The 18,033-nt window shown below is 73.0% G+C and carries 17 protein-coding genes and 1 pseudogene; 5 read left to right on the forward strand and 13 right to left on the reverse strand.

From position 1 onward, the window contains the following. A pseudogene (locus tag ACZ4A5_RS28985) lies at positions 1-92 on the forward strand (transglycosylase SLT domain-containing protein); the annotation flags it as partial. A gap of 114 nt (positions 93-206) precedes the next feature. Here ACZ4A5_RS28985 and ACZ4A5_RS28990 read toward each other — a convergent pair. Together ACZ4A5_RS28990 and ACZ4A5_RS28995 are read right to left on the reverse strand one after the other, a co-directional pair. After that, complete coding sequence (locus ACZ4A5_RS28990; protein ID WP_467590575.1) at positions 207-590, reverse strand: RNA-binding S4 domain-containing protein; 384 nt, start codon at positions 588-590, stop codon at positions 207-209. A gap of 74 nt (positions 591-664) precedes the next feature. Beyond that, positions 665-2,110, reverse strand: a complete 1,446-nt coding sequence (locus ACZ4A5_RS28995) for an aminotransferase-like domain-containing protein (protein WP_467590578.1) — start codon at positions 2,108-2,110, stop codon at positions 665-667. Here ACZ4A5_RS28995 and ACZ4A5_RS29000 point away from each other — a divergent pair. Together ACZ4A5_RS29000 and ACZ4A5_RS29005 are read left to right on the forward strand one after the other, a co-directional pair. Then, entirely contained in the window at positions 2,109-3,047 is a 939-nt protein-coding gene (locus ACZ4A5_RS29000; protein ID WP_467590581.1) for a DMT family transporter, read from the forward strand. The genes ACZ4A5_RS28995 and ACZ4A5_RS29000 overlap by 2 nt on opposite strands. 328 nt (positions 3,048-3,375) lie before the next feature. After that, positions 3,376-3,576: a DUF1918 domain-containing protein gene (locus ACZ4A5_RS29005; protein WP_467590584.1), complete on the forward strand. Its 201-nt coding sequence runs from the start codon at positions 3,376-3,378 to the stop codon at positions 3,574-3,576. Between the two features lie 12 nt (positions 3,577-3,588). On the opposite strand, the gene ACZ4A5_RS29010 is transcribed toward ACZ4A5_RS29005, so the two are convergent. Continuing rightward, complete coding sequence (locus ACZ4A5_RS29010) at positions 3,589-4,833, reverse strand: glycoside hydrolase family 10-like protein (RefSeq protein WP_467590587.1); 1,245 nt, start codon at positions 4,831-4,833, stop codon at positions 3,589-3,591. Between the two features lie 184 nt (positions 4,834-5,017). On the opposite strand from ACZ4A5_RS29010, the gene ACZ4A5_RS29015 reads away from it, so the two are divergent. Together ACZ4A5_RS29015 and ACZ4A5_RS29020 are read left to right on the forward strand one after the other, a co-directional pair. After that, entirely contained in the window at positions 5,018-5,878 is an 861-nt protein-coding gene (locus ACZ4A5_RS29015; protein WP_467590590.1) for a 3-hydroxybutyryl-CoA dehydrogenase, read from the forward strand. Between the two features lie 176 nt (positions 5,879-6,054). Then, a complete protein-coding gene (locus ACZ4A5_RS29020) occupies positions 6,055-6,312 on the forward strand; it encodes a hypothetical protein (RefSeq protein ID WP_467590593.1) in 258 nt (85 codons plus the stop codon). 114 nt (positions 6,313-6,426) lie between these two features. On the opposite strand, the gene ACZ4A5_RS29025 is transcribed toward ACZ4A5_RS29020, so the two are convergent. The 10 genes from ACZ4A5_RS29025 to rpmI all read right to left on the reverse strand — a co-directional run bounded on the left by ACZ4A5_RS29025 (position 6,427) and on the right by rpmI (position 17,997). Then, complete coding sequence (locus ACZ4A5_RS29025) at positions 6,427-6,957, reverse strand: NUDIX hydrolase (RefSeq protein WP_398872715.1); 531 nt, start codon at positions 6,955-6,957, stop codon at positions 6,427-6,429. A gap of 46 nt (positions 6,958-7,003) precedes the next feature. Next, positions 7,004-8,341, reverse strand: a complete 1,338-nt coding sequence (locus tag ACZ4A5_RS29030) for a transcriptional regulator (protein WP_467590596.1) — start codon at positions 8,339-8,341, stop codon at positions 7,004-7,006. 79 nt (positions 8,342-8,420) lie between these two features. Continuing rightward, positions 8,421-9,938 carry an MFS transporter gene (locus ACZ4A5_RS29035; protein WP_467590599.1) on the reverse strand — a complete coding sequence of 506 codons (1,518 nt, stop codon included), beginning with the start codon at positions 9,936-9,938 and terminating at the stop codon, positions 8,421-8,423. Continuing rightward, positions 9,935-11,161 carry a PP2C family protein-serine/threonine phosphatase gene (locus tag ACZ4A5_RS29040; protein WP_467590602.1) on the reverse strand — a complete coding sequence of 409 codons (1,227 nt, stop codon included), beginning with the start codon at positions 11,159-11,161 and terminating at the stop codon, positions 9,935-9,937. The genes ACZ4A5_RS29035 and ACZ4A5_RS29040 overlap by 4 nt, the downstream gene beginning before the upstream one ends. A gap of 201 nt (positions 11,162-11,362) precedes the next feature. Further along, the gene (gene pheT / locus ACZ4A5_RS29045) at positions 11,363-13,873 is read right to left on the reverse strand and encodes a phenylalanine--tRNA ligase subunit beta (RefSeq protein WP_467590605.1); all 2,511 of its coding nucleotides are present in this window, start codon (positions 13,871-13,873) and stop codon (positions 11,363-11,365) included. Next, positions 13,873-14,997, reverse strand: coding sequence for a phenylalanine--tRNA ligase subunit alpha (gene pheS, locus ACZ4A5_RS29050; RefSeq protein ID WP_467590608.1), 1,125 nt, complete (start codon positions 14,995-14,997; stop codon positions 13,873-13,875). Before pheS ends, pheT begins: the two co-directional genes overlap by 1 nt. Before the next feature lie 153 nt (positions 14,998-15,150). Then, the gene (locus tag ACZ4A5_RS29055; RefSeq protein WP_467590611.1) at positions 15,151-16,314 is read right to left on the reverse strand and encodes a sensor histidine kinase; all 1,164 of its coding nucleotides are present in this window, start codon (positions 16,312-16,314) and stop codon (positions 15,151-15,153) included. A 39-nt stretch (positions 16,315-16,353) separates the two neighbouring features. Next, a complete protein-coding gene (locus ACZ4A5_RS29060) occupies positions 16,354-17,187 on the reverse strand; it encodes a TrmH family RNA methyltransferase (protein ID WP_467590614.1) in 834 nt (277 codons plus the stop codon). Between the two features lie 127 nt (positions 17,188-17,314). Then, positions 17,315-17,701, reverse strand: coding sequence for a 50S ribosomal protein L20 (gene rplT / locus ACZ4A5_RS29065; RefSeq protein ID WP_071964710.1), 387 nt, complete (start codon positions 17,699-17,701; stop codon positions 17,315-17,317). Positions 17,702-17,802: 101 nt separating this feature from the next. Next, a complete protein-coding gene (gene rpmI / locus ACZ4A5_RS29070) occupies positions 17,803-17,997 on the reverse strand; it encodes a 50S ribosomal protein L35 (RefSeq protein ID WP_071964711.1) in 195 nt (64 codons plus the stop codon). Positions 17,998-18,033 lie beyond the last annotated feature (36 nt).

The raw sequence follows: 18,033 nt of genomic DNA on the forward strand, positions 1-18,033 counted from the left end.
ACATCTACGACCCGGTCGCCAACATCGTCGCCTCCTGCAACTACGCCGCCAAGACCTACGGCTCCATGGACAACGTCAACTCCGCATACTGACCCACAGCGGCTGAAGACGCCCAGGCAGGACACCGACGCAGGACATCAACCGCGAACAGCGCGAGCGCGCTGTTCGCGGTTTTCGCGTGTTCCCCGACCGGGCCCGACCGGTCCCTACCGGTCCCCCTGGAGCCGCTCCAGCTCCCGGCGGTCCCGCTTCGTCGGGCGGCCCGCGCCGCGGTCGCGTACGGGCACGGCGGCGAGCGCGACGGGCGGCGGCGGGGGCGGGCTGTTGTCGACGTAGCACTCCGCGGCGACGGGGGCGCCGACCCGCTTGCGGATGATCCGGGAGACGACGACGATCCGCTCGCGCCCGGCCAGCCGCAGCCGCACCTCGTCGCCGGGGCGCACCGTCTGGGCGGGCTTGGCGCGTTCGCCGTTGACACGGACGTGGCCCGCGCGGCAGGCGGTGGCGGCCTGCGAGCGTGTCTTGGTGAGCCGTACGGACCAGATCCAGCTGTCGACCCGTACCGGCCCGGTCTCCTCGTCTGAAGCCATGCCCCGACTCTAGGCGGTGTCCCCGGCCGCCGGACACCGCGCCGTGGCACTCGACGGCCCGGACCCCCGCCCGGTCACCTCAGCACCTCACGGCACGCGGCACCCAACCGCCGCACGCCTTCGGCGAGTTCGGCCGTACCGGCCACCGCGGCGAAGCTGAGGCGCAGGTGCGGCGCGGAGGACTCGGCGGCGTGGTAGGGGCGCCCGGGGGCGACGACGACCCCCGCGCGCAGGGCCGCGGCAGCCAGGACCGCCTCGTCCGCGCCGTCCGGCAGCCGCGCCCAGACGTGGAAGCCGCCGGGTGGTACGAACTCCACCTCCAGCGCGGGCAGTTCCTGGCGCAGCGCGGTGAGCAGCGCCTCGCGCCGGGTGCGCAGCGCGGCCGCGACCGTGCGGCGGTGGCGGGGCCAGGCGGGCGAGCCGACAAGTTCGAGCGCGGCCTCCTGCAGCGGGCGGGGCACGAAGAAGCTGTCGACGACCTGGATGGCCCGCAGCCGCTCCAGCACCGGACCCCGGGCGGCGAGGGCGCCGACGCGCAGGCTCGGCGAGGTGGCCTTGGTCAGGGAGCAGACGTGGACGACGATGCCGTCGGGGTCCTCCGCGGCGAGCGTGGGCGGCAGCGGCGGGGCGTCCTCGTGGGCGAGGCGGCGGGCGAAGTCGTCCTCGATGACGAAGGCACCGGCCTCGCGGGCGATCCGGACGACCTCGCGGCGCCGGTCGTCGGCCAGCACGGCCCCGGTGGGGTTCTGGAAGAGCGGCTGGCAGGCGAAGACGCGGGCGCCGCTGGCCCGGAACGCCGCGGCGAGCAGGTCGGTGCGCACGCCCCTGGCGTCGGCCGGCACGGGCACCAGCCGCAGCCCGGAGGCGCGTGCGGCGGCGAGCATGCCGGGGTAGGTCGGGGACTCGACGAGCACGGGGGCGCCGGGCGGGGCGAGGGCGCGCAGGGCGGTGGTGAGCGCGCTCTGGCCGCCGGCGGTGATCAGCACGTCGGAGGGCGCGACCGTGCCGGCCTGGCCGCCGATCTCCCGGGCGAACCACGCGCGCAGCTCGGCGACGCCCTCCAGCGGCGGGCGGCCCCAGGCACCGGGGCGGCGGCCCGCCCGGGCGAGGGCGGCGGCGAGGGCCCGCTCCGGCTGGAGGGTGTGGTGGAGATAGCCGCCGCTGAGCTCGATGACGCCGGGCGGTGGTTCGGCGAGCGTGGTCAGCACGCCGGTGGCGTCGACGGTGCGGGGCACGGCGTCCCCGGCCTGCTCGGCGCTGAGCGCGACCTCCTGCCAGGAGGTGTCACCGGGCCGGGCGGGGGCGGCGTGCGGCGCGGCCCGGAAGGCGCCCGCCCCGGGGCGGGTGGTGACCAGGCCCTCCGCGGCCAGCGCGGCGAGGGCCCGCGAGACGGTGACAGGGCTGACCCGGAAGCGTTCGACGAGGGCGCGGCTCGACGGCAGCTTCTCACCCGGAGAGTAGCGGTTCAGCTCCCCGCGCAGGGTTCCGGCCAGTTCAGCGACGCTGTTACGCTCATGCATGAGAGTGAAAGATAGCGCTACTCGCACCGAGACGGTAGCAGTGAGCGGTCCGGTCACCGCCGGAGCCGCACCGGGCCGGGGTCGCCCCGCCACCGGCGGCATGCTGCTCGCGGCCGCCGGTGTGGCCGCCTTCTCCCTGACCTTCCCCGCGACCGCCTGGGCGCTGGAGGGGCTCGGCCCCTGGTCCGTCACCACGTGCCGGATGGTGCTGGCCGGGCTGATCGCGGCGGGCTTCCTGCTGGCGGGGCGGGTGCCGCGGCCCGCGCGCCGCCACTGGCCGGGGCTGCTCGCGGTGGCCGGTGGCACCGTCGTCGGCTTCCCGCTGCTGACGACGCTGGCTCTGCGGACGTCGACGACCTCGCACGCCGCGGTGGTCGTGGGCCTGCTGCCGCTGACCACGGCCGCGTACTCCGCGGTGCGGACCCGCACCCGGCACTCGCGGGCCTTCTGGGTGGCGGCGCTGGCGGGGGCGGCCGTGGTCATCGGCTTCGCCCTCCAGCAGAGCGGCGGCACTCCGACGCTCGGCGACCTCTGTCTCTTCGCCGCTCTGCTGGTGTGCGCGGCGGGCTACGCGGAGGGCGGCAGGCTGGCGCGGGAGATGCCGGGGTGGCAGGTGATCGGCTGGGCGCTCGTCGGCTGCCTGCCGGTGGCCGTGGCGGGCGCGGCGGCGGCCCTGTACGCCGAGCCCGCCCACCTGACCGGGCACTCCGTCGCCGGACTGCTGTGGCTGGCGGCGGGATCGCAGTTCCTGGGCATGCTGGTGTGGTACCGCGGGATGGCCGCGATCGGCGTGGCCAGGGCGAGCCAGCTCCAGCTCGCGCAGCCGCTGCTGACGCTGGTGTGGTCCGTGTCCCTGCTCGGCGAACGGCTGTCCCCGGCCGCGCCGGTCGCCGCGGTGGCGGTGCTCGTCTGCATCGCGGTGACGCAGAGGCGGTAGCCATCCGGCCGGGCCCTGCCGTGGATCCACGGGCCGTGGATCCGTGGGCCGGGAGCATCCCGCTCCGCGCCACCGCCGCGGCCGGACGGACCGGCTTGCGCCGCACGTGGTCGTCAGCCTGCCACGTGACCGGCCCGTCCAACTGGCGCGGACGCGCCCCCCGGTGATCCGTCCGGACGGGGTCCTGGGGAAACCCCTGGGACAGGCGGCGGCGCGTCCGGCCTCGGTTCCCGAATGCCCCGCGGAGCGGGCCGTATACCCCCTTTCGCCGTAGAATTGACGGCACCCGAGCGCACCAGTGGAACCTCGATCGGAAGGATCACCGCCGATGCATGCGAGCAAGGGCGACCGTTTGGTAGTTCACGGCCGGGTGGTCGGGCAGCACGACCACGTCGTGGAGATCGTCGAGGTGCTGGGGCCGAACGGCTCGCCCCCGTACCGCGTCCGCACGGAGAACGGCCACGAGACGATCATGTCACCGGGGCCGGACAGCGTGGTGGACCACAGCAAGGCGTCCGGCCACGCGTGAGGAGCCCTCCGCTCACCGCGGTGGGCGGACGCGGCGCGGATAGTGGTCGTGGACCACGCGGTCCATCGCCCCGATCCGGTCGGCGAGCAGCGGCTTCGCCGAGAAGTAGACGTTCCCCAGCACCTCACGGTGTGTCCGGCACAGCGTGAGGTGGCGGGAGAGCTCGGCCGGGTCCTGCCAGGGCGCGGGCTGTGCGGGGTCGCCCGCGCGGTAGAGCGCCTCGCCCACGTAGAGGTGCACGCCGGTGCCCCGCACGGTCCGCGCCCACCAGGGCACGAGCTCCGCGTAGTCGGCGGCCGGGAAGCCGATGGGCCAGTAGACCTGCGGCACGATGTAGTCGATCCACTCCTCGCGCACCCACTTGCGGGTGTCGGCGCACAGGTCGTCGTAGGTCTGCACCCCGGCCCGGGTGTGCGAACCCCGGGGATCCGTCGTGCTGTTGCGCCACACGGCGAACGGGCTGATCCCGAACCGCACGTGCCGCTTGCGCCACTTGACGCGCCGCCCCGTCTCCCGCACGAGCTTGTCGATGTTGTCGCGCCGCCACGCGGCCCGGTCGGCGTGGCCCGCGCCGTAGCGCTCGTACGCCGCGTCGTCGTCGAACCGCTCCCCCGCCACGGGATAGGGGTAGAAGTAGTCGTCGAAGTGCACGCCGTCCAGGTCGTAGCGGGCGACGGGGTCGAGCATCGCGTCCTGCACGAAGCGCCGCACCTCGGGCAGACCGGGGTTGTAGTAGAGCTTCCCGCCGTACGGCACCACCCAGTCGGGGTGCAGCCGCGCGGGGTGGGTGGGGACCAGCCGGCCGGGATCGGTGTGGTTGGCGATGCGGTAGGGGTTGAACCAGCCGTGCAGCTCCAGGCGCCGCTCATGGGCCTCGCGCACCGCGAAGGCCAGCGGATCCCAGCCCGGGTCGCCGCCTTGAGCACCCGTCAGATACTCCGACCACGGCTCGTACGGCGAGGGCCAGAACGCGTCGGCGGTGGGCCGGAGCTGGAGGAGCACCGCGTTGAGCCGGCTGCGCACCGCGGCGTCGAGGAGGGCGCGCAGCTCGGCCCGCTGGCGAGCGGGGTCGAGGCCCGGGGCGGACGGCCAGTCGACATTGGCGACGGTGGCGATCCACATGCCGCGGAACTCGCGCTTCGGACGGCTCCCGCTCGGAGCGGCGTCGTCGAGCGCGGCCGCCTCACCCGTGGTCAGCATCGCGGACATCACGCCCGCGGCCGCCACGGTGAACCCTCTTCGACTCATACGCCCCATATGCGGGCCACTCCTTGTCGGATCGGTCACACCGTACGGACAGAGCATGCCCGCCCCGGCCCCCTCGGCACCGCGCGGTGCGGAGTAACGTCTGGAACGAGGCGGGGACCGGGGGTCCTCGGCGCCGGGACCCGGCGCGGGGTACGGCCACCGCCGGACGACCGAGATCAGCGAAAGGCACGATGTGACGACCGACATCGCACGCGTCGGAGTAGTGGGCTGCGGCCAGATGGGCGCGGGCATCGCCGAGGTGTGCGCCCGTTCCGGCCTGGACGTCATGGTCGCGGAGACCACCGGCGAGGCCCTGGAGCTGGGCCGCACCCGGCTCATCAACTCCCTCGGCAAGGCCGCCGAACGCGGCAAGATCACCGAGGCCGAGCGCGACGCCACGCTCGACCGGCTGAGCTTCACCACCGACCTGGGCGAGTTCGCCGACCGTGACCTCGTCATCGAGGCGGTCGTCGAGAACGAGCAGGTGAAGACCGAGATCTTCCAGGTCCTGGACCAGGTCGTCACCCGCCCGGACGCGATCCTGGCCTCCAACACCTCCTCCATCCCGCTGGTGAAGCTGGCCGTGGCGACCTCCCGCCCGGACCAGGTCATCGGCATCCACTTCTTCAACCCGGCCCCGGTGCAGAAGCTCGTCGAGCTGATCCCCGCGCTCACCACCGGCGAGGAGACCATCAAGCGCGCCGAGGCCCTGGTCGCGCAGCTCCTGGGCAAGCACGCGATCCGCGCCCAGGACCGCTCGGGCTTCGTCGTCAACGCCCTGCTCATCCCCTATCTGCTCTCCGCGATCCGGATGTTCGAGTCGGGCATCGCCAGCCGCGAGGACATCGACAACGGCATGGAGCTGGGCTGTGCCCACCCCATGGGCCCGCTGAAGCTCTCCGACCTGATCGGCCTGGACACGGTGGCGTCGGTGGCGAACAGCATGTACGAGGAGTTCAAGGAGCCGCTCTACGCCGCTCCCCCGCTGCTCCAGCGCATGGTCGACGCGGGCCGGCTCGGCCGCAAGACGGGCTCGGGCTTCTACTCCTACTGAGCGGCCCCGCACCCTGCATCGACTACGCAACGTCACCGCCGCACACCCGCGCTCACACGGGGTGTGCGGCGGTGACTCGCATATCCCTTCCGCACACGCTCCCGCTCAGCGCCCCGACGCGGTTGACTCGGCTCGTCGGACACACACGGAGAGACATTCCGGAAGGGGTACGGACCGTGACCATCCATCCCGAGCAGGCCGTCAGAGCGGCTGAGCTCGCGGAGCTCCGTCGTAGCCTCGACGTCGGCATCGTCCGCGTCGACGGCCACCTCGCCCTCCTCACCCAGCGCAGCGATCAGTCGGAGCGCGACCTCAGCGAGGTGGCAGAGCGCGTACGGGCCCTGGAGCACAGCAGGTGGCCGTTGCCCTCACTGGCCGCGCTCACCGGCGTCGCCTCCCTGGCGGTCGCCGTCTGGCAGGCGACGGGCCGATGAGCGCGGGGTGTGCGTGAGTCCGGCCCGCGTGCGTCCGGGCTGCATGGATCCGGTCCGCGTGAGTCCGGTGCGCGGGAACCCGGCCTGGGTGAACCCGGTCCGCGTGCGGGAGGCTCAGCCGAGCCGGATGTGATGCAGCAGGAGCAGCGCGGCCGCCATGTTGGCGGCCGGCACCTCACCCCGGCTGATCATGTCGGGCACCAGCTTGAGCGGCACCCACTCACGGCGGTCCGACTCGAAGTCGTCCTCCGGTTCACCGATGTACTCGGCCTCGTCGGACCAGTAGATGTGATGGCGGGCGTCGGTGAGGCCGTTGGACGGTTCCACCGACATCAGGTGCCGCAGGGGGCCGGGCCGCCAGCCGGTCTCCTCCTCCATCTCGCGGGCCGCCGCGCAGGCCAGGTCCTCGCCGTCCTCGACGACGCCCGCGGCCAGTTCCCAGCCCCAGTTGTCGGTGATGAAGCGGTGCCGCCACAGCAGCAGGACCTCATTGGCCTCATTGACCACCGTGGCCACGGCGACGGGCCGCAGCCGGATGAGGAAGTGGTCGAGGTGGCGGCCGTCGGGGAGTTGGACGTCCGCGAGATTGACCCGGAACCATTGGTTCGAGTAGACGGTCCGTTCCTTGAGATTCTTCCAACGCACGTGTTGCCACCTTCCGCCGAGGTGGCCACCTCCCCGGGCGTTTTCCTCACAAGGGCACGCGCAACGCCCCGTCGATCATCTCCGCGGCCTCTGCCGTGGCCGCACACCCACTTTCGATCAGGTGCTCGCGCACCGCCCGGAGCCGATCCCGTAAGCGCTGCGATTCCATGCCTCTCGCCTGCTCGGTCATCTCCCGTGCGGTGGCCACCGCCTTGTCCGCGTCTCCTTGACGCAGCTCGATATGCGTGAGCATGGCGAGCCGGTGGACACGGCCCCGGTCGTGGGCGGGCGTGTCGACGGCCCGGTCCGCGTGCTCACGGGCGGGTCCGAGATCGCCGAGGCTCAACAGCGCCTCCGCCACCTGCACATTCACCAGGCCGGGCTGCACATAGCCGGTCTCGGCGGGCTCCTGGCCACGGCGGATGCGCTCGGCCGCGCTCTCGGCGCGGCGGATGCAGGCGAGCGCGCCGACGCCGTCGCCGAGCCGGGCATAGGACTTGGCCTGCATGGCATAGAGGTCGGCGGCGAGGGCGGGGGTGAGCTCCGGGCCCGCGGCCCGCAGCGCCGACTCGGCGAACGCGACCGCCTGCCGGTACTCCCGCATGAAGAGCGACTGATTGACGAGGAGGGCGATGACATACGCGCCCAGGCCGCGGTCCCCGCTGGCCTTGGCCAGGCGCAGCGCCTGGTGGAAGTAGCGCTGGGCGAGACCGTGCGCGTCGGAGTCGTAGGCGCAGATCCCGGCGACGGCGACGAGTCCGCCGGTGGCGCGGTGCAGCTGGCGGCCGGTCTCGTCGGTGTAGCTGCCCCGGAGCAGGGGCGCCGTCTCGGAGTTGAGGAAGCCGACGACGCGGGCGCGGGTCGCGATGCCGCCCGCCTTGCGGTACATCTGCTCGTAGTGGGTGCGGGCGGCGCGGAGCATCTCGATGTCGTCCATGGAGACGCGGGTGAGGCCGCGCCGGGAGACGTCGGCGTCCTCCGGTGGGTTCTCCCACTCCCAGACGGGGATGACGGCGGGGGTCCCGGTCACCGCGGGGGCGCTGACGACGTGCTCCCGCTGTTGTTCGTCGGAGCGCCACAGGGCGGTGGCGCGCTCCACGAAGCCGGAGAGCGGGGTGTTGGGCAGCCGGGGGCTGCCGGGGGTGCCGAGGCCGATGTCGTCCAGGGTCAGCGCGCGGCGCAGCCGCTCGCCGAGCACCTCGCAGATGAGGTCGGGCACCTGGCCCCGCGGGCGCTGCCCGCGCAACCACCGTGCGACGGCGGTGTGTTCGTACCGCAGTGCCAGTCCCCGGGCGCGGCCGGCCGCGTTGATGTGGGCGGCCAGTCCGGCGTGGGAGATTCCCGCCTCGTCGAGGATGGCGTCAAGGAGTGTGTTGGGCTCCATCCTGCCCTCCGAAGTGCTCGGTGGGATCAGCGTAAAGGAGATCGCTTCGCACGGGGTGTGAACCGGACGTCGCCGTGCGTCAAACGGAGGCTTGCCCTCGGGAGTTGGGGTCACCGGTGACATCCGGCCGCTCCCGGACGGGCACGGCGGCCGAGAGCGGAGTGGCGATCTCCTCCAGGGACCTGCCCTCGGCGTCGATGCCGAGGAAGTGCTCGGTGAGGCCCCCGGCCACCATGACGGCGGCGCCCAGGAGATAGCCGAGGAAGAGCAGGGTGCGGTCGCTGCCGTCGCCGATCAGCCTGCCGTAGAGATAGGGCCCCGCGGCGCCCACGCACTGGGCGAGGGCGAAGAAGACGGCGATGGCCTGGCCGCGTACCTCCAGCGGGAAGATCTCGCCGACCGTCAGATATCCGGCGGACGCCCCGGCCGAGGCGAAGAAGAAGATCACGCACCAGGCGGTGGTCTGGCTCGCGGCGGTCAGCAGATCGGCCTCGAACAGCGCGGCGGTGCCGGCCAGGGCGCAGCCGGAGAACAGATAGGTGCCGCTGATCATGCGGCGGCGGCCGACGGTGTCGAAGAGCGGGCCGAGCAGGACGGGGCCGAGGAGGTTCCCGGCGGCGAAGGCGATGAGGTAGAGCGGCGCGCGGTTCTCGTGGACGCCGTAGAACTTCGTCAGGACGAGGGTGTAGGTGAAGAAGATGGAGTTGTAGAGGAAGGACTGGGTGATCAGCAGGGTCGAGCCGAGCACGGAGCGGCCGGGGTAGCGCTTGAACAGCAGCCGCAGCAGGGTCGGATAGCCCGCGCGCGGCGCCTCCGTCAGCAGGATCGCCCGGCCGCCGTCCACGGGGGCGAGGACGTGCCCGGCGCGCTCGACCTCGCTCTCGATCCGGGCGATGGCCTCCTCGGCCTCCTCCGGCCTGCCGTGCATGGCCAGCCAGCGCGGGCTCTCCGGCAGATGACGGCGGATCAGGAAGACGGCGAGGCCGAGGAGCGGGCCGAGGAGGAAGCCGGCCCGCCAGGCGAGCCGGTCCGGGAGCACGTGCAGGAGCCAGAGCTCGGCCACGGTGCCGAGGATCGCGCCCGCCCAGTAGGTGCCGTTGACCAGGAGGTCGACGCGGCCGCGGTAGCGGGCGGGCACCATCTCCTGGATCGCGGAGTTGATGGCGGAGTACTCGCCGCCGATGCCGGTGCCGGCGAGGAAGCGGGTGCAGCAGAGGAAGGCGTACCACCCGGTGCCGTGGCCGAGGGTCAGTGCCGCCAGGCCGCTGCCGAAGAGATAGACGCCGAAGGTGAGCAGGAAGAGCTTGCGGCGGCCGAGCCGGTCCGCGAGCCGCCCGAAGACCAGCGCCCCGGCCACCTGGCCAACGAGATAGACCGTGGCGATCAGCCCGGCGTCGCCCGAGGAGAGCCGGAGGGTGTCCTCGCGGGTGAGGACGGCGGCCACCGCGCCCGCGACGGTGATCTCCAGCCCGTCCAGGATCCAGGCGACGCCGAGCGCCACGACCATCCTGGTGTGGAAGCCGGACCAGGGCATCCGGTCGATACGGGCGGGAATCAGGCTGCGGACGGCACCGGGGGTCGCCTGGGCCTCTGTCACGGAGTGGCTCCTTGCCTGCGCGGCCTGCTGCCGGAGCGGGCCGGCCGGGCGACGGGCGACGGGGAGGGGGCGCGCTGCCGGTCGTTGCGCAGCACCAACAGCGCGATGTCGTCGGAGAGATGGCCGCCGGTGTGCCGCAGCAGGGCGGTCTGGACGCGCTCGACCACGGCGGCGGGGACGATGGGCCCCGCGTCGGCGGCGGCCTCGCCGAGGGCCCGTGCGAGCGGGAAGAAGGCGCCCGCAGCGTCCCGCGCGTCCTCGGCGCCGTCCGTGTGCAGCACCAGGGCGTCGCCGCAGTGCAGCCGGGTGAGCCGGGCCACGGGCAGCCGGGGCGGCAGCGGGAAGAGCCCGAGCGGCGGCAGCGGGTCACCACGCCCCACGGGCGCGGCCCTGGCTCTGCGGCCGGGGGAGCCGGAGAGGCGGTACGGCCAGGGGTGGCCGCAGTTGAGGGCCATGACGACGCCGTCGGCGCTCACCTCCAGCAGGAGGATGGTGACGAACTCCTCGCCGTGCGGCCGGTCCTTGGGGTCCTTGGCTCCCCTCTCCCCCCTGTCTTCGGCCGCCGCCCGCTCCCCCAAGTGCCGGTGCAGGGCCCGCTCCAGCCGGCGCAGCACGTCGGCCAGTTCCGGTTCGTCGTGCGCCGCCTCGCGGAAGCTGCCCAGCACGGCGGCGACGGTGGCGATCGCCGTGAAGCCGTGCCCGCGCACATCGCCTATGACGACGCGGACGCCGTGCTGGGTGGCCAGCGCCTCGTAGAGATCGCCGCCCACGAGGGTGCCCTCGCTGACCGAGAGATGGCCGCCCGCGAGCGTCATCCCGTCGAGCCGGGGCGGCAGGGGGCGCAGCAGCAGCCGCTGGGCGGTATCGGCGATCTCGCGGGCGCGCTCCAGATCCCGCACGAGACGGCGCCTGCGGCGGGTGACGGCGTAGGAGGCGGCGGCCACGGCGACGACGGCACAGCAGGTGCCCGCCCTGAGGGCGGGATCGAGCCGGGTGGCGGGGCCGAAGGGGGCGAGCGCGAAGAGCGCGCAGAGGCCGGCGAGGATCACGCACTGGCGCTGGCCGCTGCCCGCGCAGGCGATGACGGGCGCGGCGGCGAGCAGTTGGACGACCTGGGTGCTGTGGGGCGCGAGGAGTCCCCACGCGAGAACGCCGAGGACCCACACTCCGGGCAGGGCGAGCACGACCCTCCTCCGCCAGTGCACCGCCCTTGTCCGGATCATGCCGTCAGCCCCCCTAGCAGCCATGACGCGCTCGATTCTCGCGAGAGCTCAGCGCCAAGTAACGACCAGGACCTTCATTTCCACCCTATTGAGTGATATTCGGACACTCAGGAACGATGGCACGCAGAGGGGCGCACCCGGAGTTCCGGATGCGCCCCTGTGTGTCAGCGCTGTTTCAGCGGCAGTTGTGCCGCGCGGGCGTCACGCGCCGCGCAGCACCGCGCCCGTGCGCTCGACGGCGGCGGCAACGGCCGCGTCGCGCGCGGCAGTTGCCTCGTCGGCCGTCAGGGTGCGGTCGGCGGCGCGGAAGCGCAGCGCGTACGCCAGCGACTTCTTGCCCTCGCCGAGCTGCTCGCCGGTGAAGATGTCGAACAGCCGCAGCGACTCCAGCAGCTCGCCCGCGCCGGCCCGCAGCGCGGCCTCGACGTCGGCGGCCGGGACGGAGGCGTCGACGACCAGCGCGACGTCCTGGGTGGCCACCGGGAAGGCGGACACGTGCGGGGCCTCGACGGCACCGGTGGCGGCCCGCTCCAGGAGGTCGAGCTCGATCTCCATGGCGCAGGTGCGCTCCGGCAGGCCGAACGCCTTGGTGACGCGCGGGTGGAGCTCACCGGCGTTGCCGACGAGCACCTCCTCGCCGTCGACCAGGACGAGCAACGCGGCGCAGCGGCCCGGGTGGTACGGCGCGTTCTGGTCCTGACGGACAATCAGTTCGACACCCGCGGCACGGGCGACCGCGCGGCCCGCCTCGATGGCGTCCGCCCAGGTCGAGGGGCGGCCCTTGCCCCACCAGCCGGCCTGCTCGCGCGCGCCGGCGAGGACGACGGCGGCTCGGCGCGGCTGCCGGGGCAGCGCGGCGTCCAGGCCGGCGATCTCCTCGTCGGTGGGACGGCGGTCGACGGGCAGCCGGACCGCGGGGCGCTCGGCACCGGTCGGCCGGAAGACCAGCCCGGTCTCGAACAGCGCGAGGTCGTGCTCACCGCGGCCGTCGTTGCGGCGCAGGGCGGCGAAGAGCCCCGGCAGCAGGGTGGTGCGCAGCGCCGGCTCGGTGTCGGAGAGCGGGTTGACCAGGCGCACCACGAGGCGGCGCGGGTCGTCGGCCTCCAGCCCGAGCTGGTCGAGGGCGGCGTCCCCGAGGAAGGGGTAGCTCGGGGCCTCGACGTAGCCCGCGCCCGCGAGGGCGCGGCCCACGCGGCGGTGCAGGCGCTGCCGCTCGGTCAGCCCGCGGCCGGCGGGCGGCTGCGGCAGGGTGGCGGGCAGGTTCTCGTAGCCCTCCAGCCGGATGACCTCTTCGGCCAGGTCGTTGGGGTCGGTGAGGTCGGGGCGCCAGCTGGGCACGGTGACGATCAGCTCGTCCTGCCCGTAGACGTCGCAGCCGACCTCCTGGAGGCGGCGGACGACGGTCTCCCGGCCGTACTCGACACCGGCGACGCGGTCCGGGTGGGCGGCGCTCATCGCGATCGTGCGCGGCCCGCTGGGGGCGACGATCTCGGTGACCCCGGCCTCGGCCGTGCCGCCCGCGAGCAGCACCATCAGGTCGACGGTGCGCTGCGCGGCCGCGGAGGCGGCCTGCGGGTCGACGCCGCGCTCGAAGCGCTTGGACGCCTCGGAGGACAGCTTGTGACGGCGGGCCGTGCGGGCGATGGAGACCGGGTCGAAGTGCGCGGTCTCGACGACGATCTCGGTGGAGCCCTGGCCGGCCGCGTGGTCGGCGATCTCGGTGTCGGCACCGCCCATGACACCCGCGAGGCCGATGGGGCCGCGGTTGTCGGTGATGACGAGGTCCTCGGGGTGCAGGGCCCGCTTGACGCCGTCGAGGGTGGTGAGCTTCTCGCCCGCCTCGGCACGGCGCACGCCGATCGGCCCGTCGACGCGGGACCGGTCGTAGGCGTGCAGCGGCTGGCCGAGCTCGAGCATCACGTAGTTGGTGACGTCGACGGCGAGCGAGACCGTGCGCATGCCGGCCTTCTGGAGCCTGCGCTGGAGCCAGATCGGCGAGCGTGCCTCGGGGTCGAGGCCGGTGACGGTGCGCGCGGTGAAGCGGTCGCAGCCGGCCGGGTCGGCGACCTGGACCGGGTAGCCGTAGCCGTTGGGCGCGGGCACGTCCAGCAGGGCCGGGTCGCGCAGCGGCAGGCCGTAGGCGGTGGCGGCCTCGCGGGCGACGCCGCGCATCGACAGGCAGTAGCCCCGGTCGGGGGTGACGGCGATGTCGAGGACCTCGTCCACGAGCTCCAGCAGCTCGATGGCGTCGGTGCCGGGCTCGTACTCCTGCGGCAGCACGATGATGCCGTGCGTGCCGTCGTCGCCCATGCCCAGCTCATCGCCGGAGCAGATCATGCCGTGCGACGTCCTGCCGTAGGTCTTGCGCGCGGCGATCGCGAAGTCGCCGGGCAGCACGGCGCCGGGCAGCACGACGACGACCTTGTCGCCGACCGAGAAGTTACGGGCGCCGCAGACGATCTCCTGCGGCTCACCGGTGCCGTTGGCGGAGCCGACGTCGACGGTGCAGAAGCGGATGGGCTTCTTGAAGCCCTCCAGCTCCTCGATCGTGAGGACCTGGCCGACGACGAGGGGGCCGGTCAGGCCCGTGCCGAGCTGCTCGACACGCTCGACCTCGAGGCCGGCGGCGACGAGCTTGGCCTGCACGTCGCGGCCGGTGGTGCCGGCCGGCAGGTCGACGTACTCCCGCAGCCAAGAAAGCGGGACCCGCATCAGATCTCCATCCCGAACGGCCGGGTGAAGCGCACGTCACCCTCGACCATGTCTCGCATGTCTTCGACGTTGTGGCGGAACATCAGCATCCGTTCGATGCCGAACCCGAAGGCGAATCCGCTGTACTTCTCCGGGTCGATGCCCGCGGCGACCAGCACCCGGGGGTTGACCATGCCGCAGCCGCCCAGCTCGATCCAGCCCTCGCTGGAGCAGGTGCGGCAGGGCGCCTCGGGGTTGCCGACCGACTCACCGCGGCAGACATAGCACTGCATGTCCAGCTCGGCGGAGGGCTCGGTGAAGGGGAAGTAGTTGGGGCGCAGCCGCGTCGTGAGGCCCTCGCCGAACAGCGAGCGCACCATGTGCTCGATGGTGCCCTTGAGGTCGGCCATGGTCAGGCCCTCGTCGATGGCGAGGAGCTCCACCTGGGTGAAGACCGGGGTGTGGGTGGCGTCCAGCTCGTCGGTGCGGTAGACGCGGCCCGGGCAGACCACATAGATGGGCGGCTCGCGGTCGAGCATCGAGCGGACCTGCACCGGGGAGGTGTGGGTGCGCAGCACGACGCCGGACTCGTCGTCCTTGGTGCCCTGGCCCTGGACGAAGAAGGTGTCCTGCATGGCGCGGGCCGGGTGGTCGGGCTCGAAGTTCAGGGCGTCGAAATTGAACCACTCCGCCTCGACCTCGGGGCCCTCCGCGACCTCGTAGCCCATCGCGACGAAGACGTCCTCGATGCGCTCGGAGAGCGTGGTCAGCGGGTGGCGGGCGCCGGTGTGCGCGCGGTCGTACGGCACGGTGACATCCACCGCCTCCTCGACCAGCACCCGGGCGTCACGCTCGGCCTCCAGCTCGGCCTGGCGGGCGGCGAGAGCCTTGTTCACACTGCCCCGGGCCATGCCGACGCGCTTGCCGGCCTCGGCCTTGGCCTGCGGGGGCAGGGCGCCGATCTCACGGTTGGCGAGGGACAGCGGCGAGGTGGGCCCGGTGTGGGCGATCTTCGCCTCGTGCAGGGCCTCGAGGTCACCGGCGGCGGCGAAGGCGGCGAGCGCCTCGCTGCGCATGCGCTCGACCTCTTCCGGTTTCAGTGCCTCGACCTCGACAGGGTCGTACGACTTATTGGGTGCGGACATCTCTTCCCGTGCTTCCGATCGGCTGGCTTCGCTTCGCTGCGCGGCTTTGCCCGACTGTGTTGGTGCCAAGGTCGTGCCAAAGGTGCCAAAGGTCGAGTCTAAAGGGCGCGTGTGGTGGGGTGGGCCCGCGGGCCGGTGCTCGGCCCTCCGCTCTCAGCTCTGGGAGAGGAAGGCGGGCGCGCCCACGGGCAACGTGAATCGGAACCGGGCGCCGCCGCGCGGGGCCCGGTCGACGGTGATCGTGCCACCGTGCGCCTCGACGATGCCCTTGACGATATACAGCCCGAGGCCCGTGCCGCCGCGCTTGCTGCCCCGCCAGAAGCGGGTGAAGACGCGGCCCATCGACTCCTCCGAGATGCCCGGCCCCTCATCGCTCACGGTGATCGCCGTACCCTCCGCCCGGGCCTTGGTCAGCGCCGGTGACACCGCTATCGTGACGCGTCCCTCGCCGTGGCGCACCGCGTTTTCCAGGAGGTTGCCCAGCACCTGGTCGATCTTGTCCGGATCCGCCCAGAGTTCGGGCAGCGGCTCCACGACCTCGACGCGGAAGCGGTCCTCGGGCTGTCCCGCCGCCGTGTGCGCCTGGATGTGCCGCCGGACGGCGGCGACGACGTCGACGGGCTGGCGGCGCAGTTCGAGACGCCCCGAGTCGATCCGGGAGATGTCGAGCAGCTCGGCGATCAGCCGGGTGACGCGGTCGGCGTCGGCGTCGACGGTCTCCAGCATCAGCCGCTTCTGGTCGTCGGTGAAGCGCTCCCACTTGGCGAGCAGGGTCGCCGTGAAGCCCTTGACCGAGGTCAGCGGCGAGCGCAGCTCGTGGGCGACGGTGGCGATCAGCTCCGCGTGGCTGCGCTCGGTGCGGCGGCGGGCGTCGGTGCCGCGCAGCTGGACGACCAGGCGGCGTACGGGCCCGCCGGCGCTCTCCCGCACATAGCGGGCGGAGACCAGCACCTCGCGGCCGCCGGGCAGCAGCAGATTGCGCTCGGGCTGGCCGATCCGGGTGGCGAGGCCGCCGTAGGGATCGGTCAGGGACCACCAGCGGCGGCCCTCCAGGTCTTCCAGAGGGAGGGCGCTCTCCAGCGGCCGGCCCATCGCCTCCCGGGGCGAGACCGCCGTGATGCGGGCGGCCGCGGCGTTGAAGCAGGTCACCTTGCCGTTCTCGTCGGCGACGACCAGGCCGTCCGGCAGGTCGTCCGGATCCAGCCCGAGGCCCTCCAGGCCGCCCGTGGGCGCGTCCCGGGCACCTCCGGCACCTCGGGATCCGTGAACCACGGCCGGACACGCGTCGGCCACGCTTCCGGAAGTCCTGACGTTCATCACCCGCACCCCCTCCAGAACCCCCGGGGGGCAACCCTACTAGCTGAAGGTCACGGAGCGGCACCCTCCGGGTGCGCGCTGCGCACGGGCGGAAGCGTAGAGGCACACGGCGGCGGCCGTCGCGAGGTTCAGGCTCTCGGCCTTTCCGTGGATCGGGACCCGCACGACCTCGTCTGCCAGCGCCCGCGTCTCCTCCGGCAGGCCCCAGGCTTCGTTGCCGAAGACCCAGGCGGTGGGCCCGCCCATGGTGCCCTTGTCCAGCTCGGCGTCCAGGTCCCGCTCGCCCGCGCCGTCGGCGGCCAGGATGCGCACCCCGGCGTCCTGCAGGCCGCGCACCGCCTGCTCCACGGGGACGCCCACGGCGACCGGCAGGTGGAAGAGCGAACCGACGGAGGCCCGGACGGACTTGGGGTTGTAGAGGTCCACGGAGGCGTCGGTGAGCACGACGGCGTCCGCGCCCGCTGCGTCGGCGCAGCGCAAAACCGTGCCGGCGTTGCCGGGGTCGCGTACGTGCGCGAGGACGGCGACGAGCTTGGGCCGGGCGGCGAGGATCTCCTCGAAGGGCGAGTCGAGGAAGCGGCACAGGCCGACGATGCCCTGCGGGGTCACGGTGTCGGACATGGCGGCGATGACCTCGTCCGTCGCGATCAGCACGGGCACACCGGCGGCGTGGGCGGTGGCCACGATGTCCGCGTGCCGCTCGGCGGCGTCCGGCGTGACGTACACCTCGATGAGGTGCTCGACGGCCTCGCGGACGGACTGCGGGCCCTCCGCGAGGAAGCGGCGTTCCTTGCCGCGGAAGCTGCGCTTGGTCAGCCGACGGGCCGCGACGACACGGGGCGATCGCAGGGAAGTCAGCTCGGGGGCCGCCATGGGCTCACTTTCGTTGCTGGGCGGGCGCGCCGGGCGGCGGCCGCGGAGGATTTTCTCGTCCCGGACGCGATCGGACCCGCAGGCCAGAAGCCTGCGGGTCCGGTCGTTTGCCTTACGGCGCCGAGAATCAGGCGGCGGCCTTGGGCGCGTTGACGTCGGCCGGCAGCGCCTTCTGGGCCACCTCGACGAGCGCGGCGAACGCGTTCATGTCGTTGACCGCGAGCTCGGCCAGGATCTTGCGGTCCACCTCGATGTTGGCGGCCTTCAGACCCTGGATGAGGCGGTTGTACGTCATGCCGTTCTGGCGGGCAGCGGCGTTGATGCGCTGGATCCACAGCTGACGGAAGTCGCCCTTGCGCTTCTTGCGGTCGTTGTAGTTGTAGACCAGGGAGTGGGTGACCTGCTCCTTGGCCTTGCGGTACAGGCGCGACCGCTGGCCGCGGTAACCGCTGGCCGCCTCGAGGATCGCCCGACGCTTCTTGTGCGCGTTGACTGCGCGCTTGACGCGTGCCACTTGTTAACTCCTTGTAGCGGGGCCGCGGTGCGTTCTCACGCGGCCCGAATTCGAATGGGTCCCGGTCCGACGCGCACCCCGTGTGGACGGGGCGCGGAGCGTCACTTGCCGAGAAGCTTCTTGATCTTCTTGGCGTCGCCCGGGGCCATCTCGGCGTTGCCGGTGAGGCGACGCGTCAGCTTGGACGACTTGTGCTCGAGCAGGTGGCGCTTGCCGGCGCGCTCGCGCATGACCTTGCCGGAGCCAGTGATCTTGAAGCGCTTGCTGGCACCGGAGTGCGTCTTGTTCTTCGGCATCGCGCCGTATCTCCTCGTCGGTGGCGCTCCCCCGTG

This window comes from Streptomyces sp. NPDC025618, assembly GCF_055558795.1.